Annotated in this window: 10 protein-coding genes; 8 read left to right on the top strand and 2 right to left on the bottom strand. The window is 73.0% G+C overall.

Annotated features, from left to right (window positions below; all coding sequences use genetic code 11):
- Positions 1-64 precede the first annotated feature (64 nt).
- On the bottom strand, positions 65-2,758 hold the full coding sequence (locus tag H1A17_RS13010) for a sugar-binding protein (RefSeq protein ID WP_194821957.1): 2,694 nt from the start codon (positions 2,756-2,758) through the stop codon (positions 65-67).
- Between the two features lie 416 nt (positions 2,759-3,174).
- On the opposite strand from H1A17_RS13010, the gene H1A17_RS13005 reads away from it, so the two are divergent.
- The 8 genes from H1A17_RS13005 (at position 3,175) to H1A17_RS12970 (ending at position 12,836) form a co-directional block, all read left to right on the top strand.
- Positions 3,175-4,338 carry an ROK family protein gene (locus tag H1A17_RS13005; RefSeq protein ID WP_194821956.1) on the top strand — a complete coding sequence of 388 codons (1,164 nt, stop codon included), beginning with the start codon at positions 3,175-3,177 and terminating at the stop codon, positions 4,336-4,338.
- A gap of 48 nt (positions 4,339-4,386) precedes the next feature.
- Positions 4,387-5,430, top strand: coding sequence for an extracellular solute-binding protein (locus H1A17_RS13000; RefSeq protein ID WP_088644864.1), 1,044 nt, complete (start codon positions 4,387-4,389; stop codon positions 5,428-5,430).
- 94 nt (positions 5,431-5,524) lie between these two features.
- A complete protein-coding gene (locus H1A17_RS12995) occupies positions 5,525-6,598 on the top strand; it encodes an ABC transporter ATP-binding protein (RefSeq protein WP_145921168.1) in 1,074 nt (357 codons plus the stop codon).
- The gene (locus H1A17_RS12990) at positions 6,595-8,376 is read left to right on the top strand and encodes an iron ABC transporter permease (RefSeq protein ID WP_240762333.1); all 1,782 of its coding nucleotides are present in this window, start codon (positions 6,595-6,597) and stop codon (positions 8,374-8,376) included. The genes H1A17_RS12995 and H1A17_RS12990 overlap by 4 nt, the downstream gene beginning before the upstream one ends.
- Complete coding sequence (locus tag H1A17_RS12985; protein ID WP_309236767.1) at positions 8,373-9,344, top strand: creatininase family protein; 972 nt, start codon at positions 8,373-8,375, stop codon at positions 9,342-9,344. The genes H1A17_RS12990 and H1A17_RS12985 overlap by 4 nt, the downstream gene beginning before the upstream one ends.
- On the top strand, positions 9,341-10,351 hold the full coding sequence (locus H1A17_RS12980) for an amidohydrolase family protein (RefSeq protein WP_194821954.1): 1,011 nt from the start codon (positions 9,341-9,343) through the stop codon (positions 10,349-10,351). The genes H1A17_RS12985 and H1A17_RS12980 overlap by 4 nt, the downstream gene beginning before the upstream one ends.
- Positions 10,352-10,360: 9 nt before the next feature.
- Positions 10,361-11,812, top strand: a complete 1,452-nt coding sequence (locus H1A17_RS12975) for a lyase family protein (protein ID WP_194821953.1) — start codon at positions 10,361-10,363, stop codon at positions 11,810-11,812.
- 103 nt (positions 11,813-11,915) lie between these two features.
- A complete protein-coding gene (locus H1A17_RS12970; RefSeq protein WP_240762329.1) occupies positions 11,916-12,836 on the top strand; it encodes an ROK family protein in 921 nt (306 codons plus the stop codon).
- Positions 12,837-12,934: 98 nt separating this feature from the next.
- Here H1A17_RS12970 and H1A17_RS12965 read toward each other — a convergent pair whose 3' ends face one another.
- Positions 12,935-14,503 carry an amidohydrolase family protein gene (locus H1A17_RS12965; protein ID WP_228543455.1) on the bottom strand — a complete coding sequence of 523 codons (1,569 nt, stop codon included), beginning with the start codon at positions 14,501-14,503 and terminating at the stop codon, positions 12,935-12,937.
- Positions 14,504-14,634: the final 131 nt, after the last annotated feature.

The raw sequence follows: 14,634 nt of genomic DNA, 5'->3' as shown, positions 1-14,634 counted from the left end.
ACCGGCGTGGCCGGCCGCCGACGGAGGTCGACGGCCGGCCACGGTCGGCACGGTGCTGGACGGGTCAGTTCAGCGGGACCTGCTGGGCCACGGCCGCGCCACCGGACTCGAAGGCCGCCAGCAGCGACGTCGGGGTGCCCCCGCTGACCGGGACCGTCACGGTGACCCGGTCACCGGCGGCCAGCCGTACGGTGTGCTCGCCCCGCGCCGTGTCGCCGTCCCAGGCGTACAGGTAGGCGGTGCCGGCCCGGTCGGCACGCAGGGTGACCTGCACGCCGTCGGTGACCCGGTGGGCCGAGGTCAGCCGCAGCGCCGAGTTCTTCAGCCGGGGCACGGCGGCCGGGGCCACCCCGTCCACGGCCGACTGGGCGATGGTCTGCGGGCTGTGCACGCTCCGCGCGGCGGTGTCCGGGAACACCGGCTTGCTGGGCTGCCGGGCCGCCGGCTGGTAACCGGGCAGGGTGGCCAGACCGTAGCGGTACGGGTCGGCCCGGACCCCGGTGAAGGTGGACCAGCCCAGCCGGGACTGCGAGCTGAGGTCCTGGGTGTCCGAGTCGTAGACCAGCACGTTGAAGCCCATCCGGGCCGGGTCCACCGCGTCGGGCAGCACCGCGAACGGGATCATCGTCTCGATGGTGTACCCGGTGTACGGGGAGCTGACCTTGCTGACCACGGTCATCCCGGGTGCGGTGGTCGCCCCCGGGCCCTGCCGGTTGTCGGCGTCGCGCTGCCAGCAGGGCGGGTCGCCGTTGGCCGGGTCGTCGGTGATCGGGAAGATGCCGGCCTTGAACGCGGTGGAGGTGTCCGTCGAGTTCCCCTTCGGGTCGACGATGATCTCCACGCTGTCGGTGCGGCGCTGCCGCTTGCAGTCCTGCGGAACCACCTTCTTGCCCAGCACGTCGTCGGTGACCTGGACGATCACCTTCAGCCCTTCGGCGGTCCAGGCGATCCGACCGGTCGCCGAGGCGTCCTGCGCAGTGGTGACCTGCCCCTCCCAGATGCGGGAGAAGTCCAGCTCCGGGCCGGGGTACTCGCCCGGCGAGGCGACCCCGTCGACGGTGCCGTCACCGGCGCGCGGGACCTCGGTGGTGGGCACGATCTCCAGCGCGCCGGTCTCCACGGTGCTGCCGGCGGCGCTGGTGGTGGTGATGGTGATGCCGTAGTCCCCGTCCGTGCCGCCCTCGTTGGCGGTCGGCAGGGTGGCGTCGGAGTTGGTGACGGTGAAGGTGACCGAGCCGGTCGCGCCGGGGGCCAGCGCGGGGTAGCTCTTGGTGGCCGCGTCGGCGGTGAAGCCGGCCGGCAGGCCGAGGGTGACGGTGCCGTCGCGGCTGACCCGACCGTGGTTGCGCAGGTCGATCCGGACCGACCGCTGCTTTCCGGAGCCGATGGTGAGCACCGGCTTGATCAGGGTGTCCAGCTGCGGGTATCCGCCGTCGCCGGCCCAGTCGCGGAAGATGCCGACCTCGGGCAGCGGCTCCAGGGTGCCGCGTACGTCGGCGACCACCCGGACGGCCCGGTCGGTGCGCCCGACACCCTGGCGGGTGGTCAGGGTGGCCCCGATGAGCTGCTGCTGATTGGTGTCGGCGTCGGCCGGGACGGTGACGGTGAACTTCCGGGTCCGCTCCTTGCCCGACGGCACGTCGTTGTTGAGCACGCCGGAGCCCTTGGCCTTCCAGCCCGCCGGCAGCCGCAGGTCGATCCGGGGCTTGACCAGGGCACGGTTGTGCGGGGCGCGCAGGTGCGCGGTGACCTCGACGGTCGAGCCGGGGGCCAGGTCGAACCGGTCGGTGGTGAGGTACAGCTCGGTGCCCTTGGGCAGGCCACCGGTCGCCGGCGGCAGCACCGAGCCGCGCAGGATCGCCTCCGGGGAGGTGTCCGCCGGGTCGTACGGGACGCGGCTGTCGACCAGGGTGTAGAAGTCGCAGCGGATCCTCGTCGGGTCGGTGGGGGCGGCGGCGGTGCCGGCCCAGCCCTGGGTGACGTACTCCCGGCGGGCGTCCACCTCGATCTCGGCCCAGGTCTTCCCGCTGGCGCTTCCGGTGCCCTCCCAGACGCCGAAGACCTGGTCGGTCGGGACGGTCGGGGTGAAGCTGGTCGCGCACTGCGGGCCGGCGGCGGAGCTGCCGGTGCCGCCGGTACGCAGGAACTTCGCGGCCCGGAACGGGGTGAGGCCCTCGGCGCTGAGCTGCTCGGGGAACGCGTTCGGGTCGGCGGCGGCGTGGAACGCCTCGGCGGCGAACCGGGCGGCCTGCTGGTGGTTGCCGTGGTTGCCCGGGGTCGGCGACGGGTTCATCGTCATGATGATCTCGGGCTTCGTCGTCCGGATCACCCGGACGATCTGGGCCAGGGTGTCGTCGTGCCCCCAGATCTGCTCGGACAGCGGGGCGGAGGCGGTGTACCAGAAGTCGACCCGGTCGAGGTTGTAGAGGTTCTCCACGCCGGCCTTGCCGATCGCGGTGCGTTCCTCCCGCTCGCGGATGATGCCCAGCGGCGGGCCCTCCTCCAGGCCGACGGCGTTGCCGCCGCCCTCACCCCGGGTGATGGTGACGACGCCGGCCTTGGCGCCGTACTTCTCCTTCCACTGGCCCAGGGTGGCGAGGCTGCCGGCCTCGTCGTCGGGGTGGGCGCTGACGAAGAGCACGTCGAGGTCGACGGCCTTGGCGGGGCGCACGTCGGCCGGGGCGGCGACGGCGGTGGCGGGCGCCCCGGCCACGGCCAGGGCGAGTGCGGTGGGTAGCAGGAAACCCTTGATGCGCATGCAGATCCTTCCGGGACCACGATGTCCGGGCAGCGACCGTCCGCGTCGGACGCTGGGCGTCGGACGCGGGGTCGTCGGTGGACGGTGAGGCGGCGGGAACGGGAACGGTGGGCGTCGTCGGACGCGGTGCACCGGGTACGGCAGCGGTACGGGTTCCGTACACACTGGAAGGCCTTCGCCCGGTGACGCTAGGGACCAGCGCGGCGGCACGTCAATGCTTTGGAAGGTATTTCTTCCTTTGCAGAAGAAATAAAGAGGGTGGTGTCCGGGATGTCCTACGGTGCGCCGGAACGGTGACCCGAACCCGCCCAACGCTTCCAATTGCGGACGTTTTTGCTGCTCCGACGGTCTGAGGTGGCCCGGCTGAGACGGACTTGTTACTTGACTCTTTAATTCGTTCGCCGTAGGAAGGAAGTGTGACAGACGTGGTGACGCCACCAACGAGCCCGGTGAGCCGGGAGCGGTCGAAGGAGATCAAGCGGCTTTCCGTGATCTCCACCGCCCGCCAGGTCCGGGTGCTCTCCCGGGCCGAGCTGACCGAGCTCACCGGCCTGAGCCCTGCCACGCTCACCCCGCTGGTGCGGGATCTGATCGCCGAGGGATACCTGATCGAACGCGGTCCGGGCACCTCACGGTCCGGCCGCCCCCGGGCGATGCTGGAGTTCAACCCCCGCGCCGAACTGGTCGCCGCCGTCTCGCTGGAGCCGTCGAGGATCAGCTGCGAGATCGCCGACAGCGACGGCGCGGTGGTCGCCCACCGCGCGGTCCGGCTGACCGGCGACATCGTCGACACCATCTGCCGGTCGGTGCCCGAACTGGCCGGCGACGGACTGCCCGCGCTGCGCGGGGTGGCCATCGCCGCGCCCGGCGTCATCTCCGGCGGCGCGGTCCGGCTCGCCCCCTCGGTCGGCCTGATCGAGGGCCGCCCGATAGGGGAGTCGGTCCAGCGGACGCTCGGCGTGCCCGTGGTGGTGGACAACGACGTCAACCTGATGGCGGCCGGCGAACACGCCGCCGGCGCCGGCACCGACGTCGCCGACCTGCTGCTGCTGCACGTCGCCGACGGCATCGGCGCGGGCCTGGTGCTCGACGGCCAGGTCCGGCGGGGCGCCCGGGGCGCGGCCGGCGAGGTCGGTTTCCTGCCGCTGGACCCGGCCGACCGGGGACACGACGGGATCGGCCCGTTCGAGGCGCGCTGGTCGGAGAACGCGATCGCCGAGCGGGTGGTCGCGCTGGCCCCCGGCCGCCGCCCCGACTCGCCGGTGCGCGCGCTGGTCGAGCTGGCCGCCGACGACCCGCGCGCCGCCGGCTACCTCGACGAACTGCTGCACGCCTGGTCCCGGCTGATCGTCTCCTGCGTCTGCGTGATCGACCCGGGGCGGGTGCTGCTCAGCGGTGCCGCCGCCGAACTCGACGACGCCGCCGTCGGCCGGCTCCAGGACCTGGTCACCGCCGCCGCACCCAGCACCACCGAGGTACGCCGGGCCGTGCTCGGCGACCGGGCGGTGCTGCACGGCGCGGTCAGCTACGCCCTCTCGGCCGCCGCCGCCGGGCTGCCCACCCTGTTGCCAGCCCCTTGACCTGCTCGAACCGCTGATTCTCCCGCCCACACCCCTCGGAGGTACCCCATGAGACGTCGACTTCTGCTCGCCGGAGCGCTCGCCACCGTCCTCGCCGCCGGCACCGCCTGCGGCGGCGGCTCGGACGACACCGCGGCCGGTGAGACGGAGAAGCTGACGATCTACACCGCCCGCGACAAGAAGGTCTCCACCTTCGTCGTGGACAAGTTCACCGCCAAGTACCCCGAGTACAAGGGGAAGGTGGAGATCCTCAACCTGGGCGCCCAGGAGATCCTGGAGCGGGTCCGGGCCGAGAAGGCCAACCCGCAGGCCGACGTCTGGTGGGGCGGCACCCAGCAGGGGCTGGCCGCCGGCGCCGGCGAGGACCTGCTCGCCGCCTGGCAGCCCGCGTTCGCCGGCAAGATGGACGCCAAGTACAAGGACGCCGAGGGCCGCTGGTTCGGGGAGATCCTGCTGCCCGAGGTCATCATGTACAACAACAAGGCGCTCACCCCGGAGCAGGCCCCGAAGGACTGGGACGACCTGCTGAAGCCGGAGTGGAAGGACAAGATCGTCATCCGTGACGTGGCCGCCTCGGGCACCATGCGGTCGATCTACGCCGCGATGATCATGCGGCAGTCGCCGGACGGCAGCAACCCGCAGCCCGGCTACGACTGGCTCAAGAAGCTCGACGCCAACACCGGCGCGTACGCGGCCAACCCGGCCGACCTCTACCTCAAGCTCTCCCGCCAGCAGGGCACCCTGAGCGCCTGGAACCTCCAGGACATCCTGCTCCAGGCCAACCAGTCGAACATGCCGTTCGGCTACGTGATGCCGGCCTCCGGCGCCCCGGTGCTGGTCGACGGGCTCGCCGCGGTCAAGGGCGGCAACAGCGCCGGCGCGCAGAAGTTCATCGAGTTCCTCTTCGACGACACGCTGCGTGCCGACCTGGCCAAGGACTACTACCAGATCCCGGCCGTGGAGATCGCCCAGCAGCCGGAGTGGCTGGCCCAGCTCAACCTCAAGCCGCTCGACGTCAACTGGGACATCATCGGCAAGAACGAGACCGAGTGGATCAACCACTGGAACAGCCAGATCAAGAACAAGGGCTGACCTGATCGGGTGCCGGGGGCCGTCCCGCCCCCGGCACCGCCCGTCCCGCCACACCGCCCGGCCAGGTCCGGTACCGCATGAAGGAGAAGACATCATGATCGATGTCACGCTGGAGTCGGTGAGCAAGCGCTTCGCGCGTGCCGGCGACACCGCTGCCGTCGACGACGTCGACATCAGCATCGCCGCGGGGGAGTTCTTCACCCTGCTCGGCCCGAGCGGCTGCGGCAAGACCACCACCCTGCGGATGGTGGCCGGGTTCTACTTCCCCACCTCGGGGCGGATCCGGTTCGGCACGGAGGACGTCACCCACCGGCCGCCGAACAAGCGCGACACCGGCATGGTGTTCCAGAACTACGCCCTCTTCCCGCACATGTCCGTCGCGCAGAACGTCGCGTACGGGCTGAAGATCCGCAAGGTGGGGCGGGCCGAGTCCGCCCGGCGGATCACCGAGGCGCTCGGTCAGGTGCACCTCGCCGGCTACGGCGACCGCCGGATCGACCAGCTCTCCGGCGGCCAGCAGCAGCGGGTGGCGCTGGCCCGCGCCCTGGTCATCCGGCCGCGTACCCTGCTGCTCGACGAGCCGCTGTCCAACCTCGACGCCAAGCTGCGCGAGGAGACCCGGGTGGAGATCCGGCGCATCCAGCAGGAGGCCGGCACCACCGCCATCTACGTCACCCACGACCAGTCCGAGGCGATGGCGATGTCCGACCGGATCGCCGTCATGGAGTCCGGCCGGGTCCGGCAGATCGGCGCCCCGCAGGAGATCTACCACCGGCCGGCGACCGCCTTCGTGGCCCGGTTCATCGGCCGCAGCAACGTGCTCAGCCTGCCGGTGGTCACCGCCGCGGCCGAGACGGTCACCGTGGGCCTGCCCGACGGCAGCGAGACCGCCGTCGCCGCCCCCACCGACCACGGCCTGCGCGCCGGGGACACCGCCCTGGTCTCGGTACGCCCCGAGCACCTCGGGCTCACCTCGACCACCGAGGCCGGCGCGCTCCCCGGCCGGGTGACCGAGGTGGAGTTCACCGGCATGGCCACCAACCTCGTGGTCGAGGTGGCCGGCGAGCCGGTGCAGGTCGCCGCGATCGACGTCCCGGACGGCATCACCGTCGGCGACCAGGTCGGCCTGCGGCTCAACCGGCAGCGGATGTGGGTGGTGACCCCGTGACTACCATTCCCGCCACGCCGAGCCCGGCGACCGTGCCGCCGGTCACCCAGGACCCCGCCCCGCCGCCGGCCGCCCGGCCCCGGCGCGGCCTCAACGCCAACTCACCGTGGTTCCCGTACCTGCTGGTGTTCCCGCTGGCGCTGATCCTCTTCGGCTACGTGGTGCAGCCGATGTTCGCCACCTTCGCCGAGAGCGTCGGGGTGGACGGGGTGGCCAACTACACCGAGTTCGTCACCGGCACCGGGGTCGCCCGGTCGGCGCTGCTCACCTCGCTGGGCATTTCGGCGGCCAGCGTGCTGCTCTGCGGGATCGTCGGGGTGGCGATGGCCTTCCTGCTCAAGCGGTTCTCGTTTCCCGGCCGGCGGCTGATCGAGGCGATCATCCTGGTGCCGGCGGCGCTGCCGCCGCTGATCGGGGCGATCTCGTTCCAGCTGCTCTACAGCGAGACCGGCATCCTGCCGCGCGGCCTGCAACACCTGTTCGGCACCGAGAACCCGGTGCTGCCGTTCACCGGCATCGCCGGGGTGCTGGTGGTGCACACCTTCACCATGTACCCGTTCTTCTACCTCGCCGCCTCGGCAGCCCTGGTGGGGATGGACCCGTCGGTGGAGGAGGCGGCCTACAACCTGGGCGCGGGCCGGGTCCGGGTGTGGCGCACCGTGCTGCTGCCGATGCTCACCCCGGCGCTGGTCTCGGCGTCGCTGCTGGTCTTCATGACGTCGCTGGCGTCGTACACCGCGCCGTTGCTGTTCGGGGTGGACCGGACGATGACCATGCAGATCTACATCAACCGCACCAACGGCGACCTGCCGATGGCCTCGACCTACGCGTCGGTGCTGGCGGTGGCGTCGGTGCTGTTCCTGCTCGGGATGCGCTGGTACGAGGGGCGGCGCAGCTACCGTTCCCAGTCCAAGGGCGTCGCCTCGCACCGCCGGGAGATCACCAACCCGTTCGGCAAGTGGCTGGCGCTGCTGGCCTCGGTGCTGGCCACCCTGGTGCTGCTCGCCCCGGTGGCGACGATCGCCCTGGTCGCCTTCTCCCGGGACGGTTCGTGGACCACCGAGGTGATCCCGTCGGAGTACACCACCGCGAACTTCGTGACGATCTTCTCGGACCCGGGGGCGTACCGGCCGATCCTCAACTCGTTGCAGATGAGCCTGCTCGCCACGGTCGGCTGCGTGGTGGTCGGTGTGCTGATCGCGTACGCGGTGCGCCGGCTCGACTTCCGGGGCCGGGGGCTGCTCGACGTGGCGGTCATGCTGGCCTGGGCGCTGCCCGGCACGGTGGTGGCGATCAACCTGATCTCGGCGTTCAGCACGGGCAACGCGTTCAGCTTCGGCCAGGTGCTGATCGGCACCTTCTGGATCATGCCGTTGGCGTACTTCGTGCGGTTCCTGCCGCTGGTGTTCCGGTCGAGTTCGGCGACGCTGGCGCAGATCGACCCGTCGCTGGAGGAGGCGGCCCGCAATCTCGGCGCGCCCTGGTGGCGGGCGTTCGGCACGGTCACCCTGCGGCTGATGCTGCCGGGTGTGCTGGCCGGCGCGCTGCTCGCGTTCGTCAACGGGGTGGGCGAGTTCGTCGCCTCGGTGCTGATCTACACCTCGGAGACGGCACCCATCTCGGTCGAGATCAACAACCGGATGTACTCGTTCGAGGTCGGCACCGCCGCCGCGTACGGCATGCTCCAGGTGGTGTTGATCTTCGTGGTGATGGTGTTCTCCGGCCGCCTGCAGAACGGCGGCCGGGCCACCCGGGAGGCGGCGAAGTGGACGGCGTGACCTGGCCGGCCGGCGGCGGGCTGCTGCCCGCCACCCGGATTCCCGGCGGTGAGCTGGCCGCCGTCGCGGCGGCGGCCGACTACGCGGTGCTGCCCGTCGGCGCCGTCGAGTGGCACGGCCCGCACCTGCCGCTCGGCACCGACCTGATCCTCGCCGAGGGCTTCGCCGCCGAGGCCGGCGGCGCATCCGCCCCGGCCGCCGGGGCCGGCGACGCTGCCGGTCCGGCCGCCGGGGCCGCGTCCGCCGCCGGCTCCTTGGGGGATACGACCACCGGCCTTCCCGGGCCGCGCGGGGTGCTCTTCCCGGCGGTGCCGTACGCGGCCTGCCCGGGGCAGACCCGGCCCTGGCCGGGGACGGTGTCGATCCGGCCGGAGATCGCCGTCGGCTATCTCGCCGACGTGATCGAGGGGATCGTCGCCGCCGGTTTTCCCCGGCTGCTGATCGTCAACGGGCACGACGCCAACATGTCCACCGTCCGGGCCGCGATGGAGTGGGTCTCCGGCCGACGCACCGCCAGCCTGCTGCTGGTCAACTGGTTCCAGCTGGTCACCCCGGCGGAGACCACCGAGCTGTACGGGCCGCTGACCGCCCGGGGGCACGGCGGCGCGTACGAGACCTCCGGGGTGCTCGGGTTCGATCCCGGCGCGGTCCGCCTCGACGCCGTGACCGACCTGCCGCCGAAGCCGAAGCTGCCGGTGGGCCACCCGTACGTGCTGGTCGAGTCCCGGCCCGACCCGTGGCAGGGCTGGTCCGGGCACATCTCGTTGGCGTCCGAGGCGGCCGGCCGGCAGGTGCGGGCCACGGCCGGCGCGCGGCTGCGGGACATCGTCGCGGCCTGGGTGGCCGCCCCGCCGCCCGCCCCACCCACCGCCGACCCGCTGCCCGACAGCCCGGCCCCGACGGCCGGGCCGACCACGACGGCCGGTGACCCGACGGCGGCGGACGGGGCGACCGGGGGAGACCGATGAGCGTGGACCGGGGACTCGACATCGTCGACTTCCACCTGCACTTCCGGATCGGCACCGACGAGACGATCCACGCCTGCGAGGACGCCGCCGGGATGCACCCGGGCGGGGAGCACGAGCGGGCCGTCCGGGCCGCCGGGTCCGCCCCGTACGCGAAGGCGTGGCGGCAGGCGTGGAGCTTCCCCGACCCGGAGCCCCCCGCCGCCCGCTGGCAGGACGAGGCCGACCGGTGGGCCGACGAGCTGCGTGCGGTGCGGGTACGCCGGGCCGTCTTCGTCACCGGCGGCGGCAACGACACCGTCGCCGACGTCGTCGACCGGCACCCGGACCTGCTGCTCGGCTTCGCCCACCACGACCCGTACGGCCCCGACGCCGCCGCCGAACTGGAACGTGCGGTGACCGAACGGGGCCTGCGCGGGCTGAAGCTGTTCGCCCCGCTGCTGCGCGGCCCGCTGGACCACGCCGACCTGGACCCGCTCTGGTCCACCGCCCAGCGCCTCGGGGTGCCGGTGCTGATCCACATCGGCCACTACGGCAGCGCCGGTGGCCTCTCCTTCGGCCGGTACGGCGGCCCCGACGAGCTGGCCCGGATAGCCCGCCGGTTCCCCGAGTTGAACGTGGTGGTGCCGCACTTCGGCGTCCAGCACGTGCAGGATCTCCTCTTCGCCGCCTGGGGCTGCCCCAACATCCACGTCGACACCTCCGGCTCCAACCAGTGGGTGCGCTGGATGCCGTACAAGCTGACGCTGGAGGACCTGTTCCGCCGCTGCTACGAGACGATCGGCCCGCAGCGCATCGTGTACGGCAGCGACTCGTCGTGGTTCCCGCGCGGCTACGTCACCCGCTACCTCGACGACCAGTTGCGGGTCTGCCGCGAGCTGGGGATGCCCGACGACCACCTCCGCGCGATCTTCGCCGGTAACGCCGAACGGCTGCTCGGCCTGACCGACCGACCAGCCGAGAACCCGGGAACCGGCCCCCGCGCCGCGTCCCGGCCCGGAAGGAAGTAAGGAACCGCCATGAGCGAGCTGACCACCTACCAGCGGCACCACCTGGCCCCGACCTACGACCACCACGTCGGCCACCTGTACCCGGCGATGGTGCGCGCCAGCCAGGCACACGTGGTGATGCTGACCGAGCAGGGCCTCATCCCGGCCGAGCGGGGGGCCCGGCTGCTGCGCGGGCTGGCCGCGCTGCGCGCCGACGACAGCCCCGCCCCGGCGTTCGACGGCAGCTTCGAGGACACCTACTACCTGCTGGAGAAGACCCTCGCGCAGGCGTGCGGCCTGCCCGCGTCCGAACTGGACGTGCAGATGGCCCGCAGCCGTAACGACCTGGACGCCGGGGTGTTCCGGATGCTCCTGCGCGACCAGCTGCTCGGGGTGCTGGACCGGGTGCTGGTCACCGGCGTGACCGCGCTGGACGCCGCCGACCGGTACGCCGACGTGGTGATCACCGGCTACACCCACCGCCGGCCCGCCCAGCCCACCACCATCGGGCACGCCCTGGCCGGCTACGCCGAGGCGCTGGCCGGCGAGGCCGCCGCGTACGCCGACGTGATCGACCAGCTCAACGTCTCGCCGCTGGGCTCCTGCGCGTTCGCCGGCACCGACCTGGACATCGCCCCGGCCCGGGTGGCCGAGCTGCTCGGCTTCGACGGCCTGGTGACCAACTCCTACGAGGCCGTCGCCGGCGCCGACCACCTGGTGCGGGTCGGCACCCTCAACGCGCAGGCCCTGGCCACCGGCGCCCGGCTCGCCCGCACCCTGATGGACTGGCTGACCTGGCAGTGGGTGGCCACCCCCGGGGACTTCACCCAGGGCAGCAGCATCATGCCGCAGAAGCGCAACCCGGTGGTGCTGGAGCACCTGGTGTCGATGGCCGGCGCGAGCGCCGCCGACGCCGCGTCGGTGCTCAACAACGTCGGGGCGGCCTGGTGGGAGGACTCCAACAACGCCACCACCGACGTGCAGGTCCGGCTCTGGGACAGCAACGACCGGGCGGAACGGTTCTTCGCCCTGGTCGGCGGCTTCCTCGCCGAACTGGAGCCGCTGCACCCGCCGACCCGGGAGGAGATCGTCGCGTCGGGGGCCACCACCACCGCGGCGGCCGACGCGTTGACCCGGCACGGGGTGCCGTTCCGGGCCGCCCACTCGGTCGTCGGCCGGCTGGTCCGCGCCGGTGCGCCGGGCACCTGGACCGCCGAGGGGGTCCGGGCCGCCGCCGACGGGCTGGTCGACGGGCTCACCGACGCCGCCGTCGCCGACCTGATCGCCGCCGCCGTCGACCCCGAACTGGTGCTCGACCGGGCGCAGGTGGACGGGCCCGGCGCCGCCGCCGTCCGCGCCCAGGTGGCGACCCTGCGGGTCGCGTTCACCGGTGTCGCCGACCGGCTCGCCGTGACCCGGGACCGGCTGGCCCGCGCCGACGAGGCGCTGGATGCGGTCGCCGCCGAGGTGGCCGGCCGGTGAGCGCGCCGATCGGGCGACCCGGTGGCCGCCGGCCCGTGCGGCCGGGCGGCACACCGTCGCGGAGACGACCGGCGGACACGGCGGTGACGGGGCGGTGGACCAGGTGAGCGTACGGCTGGCCGGCCGGGCCGCCGCCGGCACCCGGACCGGGGAACTGCTGCTCGGCATCGACTTCGGCGGGACCAAGATGGCCGTCGGGGTGGCCGACGACACCGGTCGGCTGCTGGCCCACCGGCGGATCGCCACGCACGCCGAACAGGGTGCCCCGCAGGCGTTGGACCGGGCCCTGGAGTTGGCCGCCGCGCTGGTCGCCGAGGTCGGCGGGCCGCTGGTGGCGGCCGGGGTGGCCTCGCCCGGTGTGGTCCGCCCCGACGGCATCGACCTGGCCCCGAACGTGCCCGGCTGGGAACGGTTGCGCCTGGCCGACGCCGTCTCCGACGCCCTCGGGGTGACCCGGGTGGCGGTCGACAACGACCTGAACGCCGCCGCCCTGGCCGAGCTGCGGCTCGGTGCGCTGCGCGACGCCGACCCCGGCCTGGTGGTCGGGATCGGCACCGGCGTGGCGGCGGCGGTCACCGTCGGCGGCCGGGTCCTCGCCGGGCACCGGGGCGCGGCCGGCGAGATCGGCTACGCGGTGGCCGGCGGACCGTGGCCGGGCACCATGCTGGAGCTGGACTTCTCCGGCCGGGCGCTGGACCGGTTGGCCGACGAACTGGGGGTGGCCGGGCAGGCGGCCGGGCTGGCCGCTGCCGCCGAGCTGCCCGGTGCGGCCCGCGACGCGCTCGCCGCCCGGGTCGACGAGCTGGCTCGGCACCTGGTCACCTGCTGCCTGCTGCTCGATCCGCAGCGGGTGGTGCTGGTGGGCGGGGTGGCCGGCAGCGCGCTGATCCGGGGGCTGCTCGTCGACCGGCTGGCCGAGGTGCTCCCGCACCGCCCCGACGTGGTGCTGTCCCGGTTCGCCGACGACGCGGCGCTGCTGGGTGCGGTGACCCTGGCCCGGGAGGCGGTGCCGGCGCCCCGCTGACCGGATCACCTGGGCGTCCGGACCGCGAGGGGCGGACCGGTCGGACCGCGTGTCCGGCCCGCGAAGGGGGCGGGCCGGACACCCGGTGCGGGGGCGGGTCAGAACGTGGGCGGGGTGGTGCTGGTCGGGGTGAGCACCCCACCGGCCCGGGTACGGACGGCGTGGGCCGCCGCCGCCGCGTTGCGGACCACCTTGGCGGTGTCGTGGCTGACCATGGTCCGGTTCTGCTTCACGATCCGGCCGTCGATGAGCACGGTGTCGATGTTGGCGGGGGTGGCCGAGCGGACCAGGGTCGACTCCAGGTCCCCGATGGGGGCGATGTTCAGGTCGTCCGCCCGGATCAGGACGATGTCGGCCCGCTTGCCGGGGGTGATCGATCCGGTCACGTCGGCGAGACCCAGCGCCTTCGCGCCGTTGATGGTCGCCATCTCGATCGCCTGCCGGAACACCACCGGCGGCAGCGTCGCGGTGTCCGTGCCCACCCACGGGATGCCCAGGTTCCAGGCGACGTTCATCGACTCGAACATGTTGATCGGGGCGAGCGAGCTGGCGTCGAAGGACAACGAGACGGTGATCCCGGCGGCCAGCATCCGCAGCAGCTGCCCGTGGAAGCCGCCGGCCGTGCCGAGGCGTAGCTCGGAGTGGACCGAGAAGCTGACCGGGGCGTCGGTGCGGACCATCGCCTGCCGGTCCGCCTCGTCGAACGGCAGGGCGTGGCAGAGCAGGAAGTCGGGCCCGAGGAAACCCATCCGCTCCAGGTCGGCGGCGTGCACGGCCGTCGTCGGGCCCTGCCCGGAGTGCACCGAGACCGGCAGCTTCCGCTTCCTGACCTCGGCCATCTCGGTCAGGAAGGTGGGCAGTTGGCCGGGGCCGCGCAGGTTCACCCCGAGGTGCACCAGCCCGTCGAACGGCGACTTCTTGCCGAACCAGGTGGACGTGACCCGGTCGATGTCGGCGAAGTCGATCGGCTGGGTGGCCGGCTGGCCGTCCCGGTGGCCGTACGAGTAGCGCGCCCGGACCAGGCCGTCGGCGTGCGCGTGCAACTCCGCGTCGGCGTACTCCGGCCCGCGTACGTTGTGCGCCCAGTTGTTGACGGTGGTGATGCCGGCGCTCGCGCACTCGACCAGACCGAGCAGCACGCTGTGGTAGAAGTCGTCCGGTTGGTAGGCGGCGACCGTGGCCGACTTCGCCGCGAAGTACTCGAATCCGGTGGAGACGAAGTTGCGGCCCAGCGCGCTCCACATGTGGTAGTGCGTCTCCACGAAGCCGGGCATCGCGATCATCTTCGAGGCGTTGATGACCTGGGCACCCCGGGCCCGCAGGCTCGGGCCGACCTGGACGATCCGCCCGTCGAGCACCTCGATGTCGGCCCGTGCCCGGTTGCCGATCACGGGATCGACGGAGACCAACGCCGCGTTCCTGATCAGGTAGTGCCCCCGCTCCGGACGCCAGCCCGGGGCACGGCCCGGCCGGTGCGGCCCGGGGGAGGCGGCGTGGGCCGGCGCGGGCAGGGCGAGTGGTGACACGGCGGCGGCTCCGGCGGCGGCCAGCAGGGCGCGTCGGCCGAGCAGTGGTGCGGGAGCGGGCCTGCCGCACTCGTCGAAGAGTGCCGTTGTGTGGTCGTCGCCGTTCTCCGGCGTCAGGGCTGTGTCCGGGGTGTGAGGCATGCGGGCAAGCTAGGAAGAGGCGATTTCCGCGAAATTTCCGACCGGCTAGTATCCGGTGAACGCGCTGGTCCCGACCGGATGCTGAGAAGATCAGCGGCGGCCCACCACCCGTCGACAGGCCCCGCTCGCCC

The sequence above is a fragment of the Micromonospora sp. S-DT3-3-22 genome, assembly GCF_015354745.1.
Lineage (GTDB): Bacteria > Actinomycetota > Actinomycetes > Mycobacteriales > Micromonosporaceae > Micromonospora > Micromonospora wenchangensis.
This window is presented reverse-complemented; position numbering and strand designations above follow the sequence as displayed.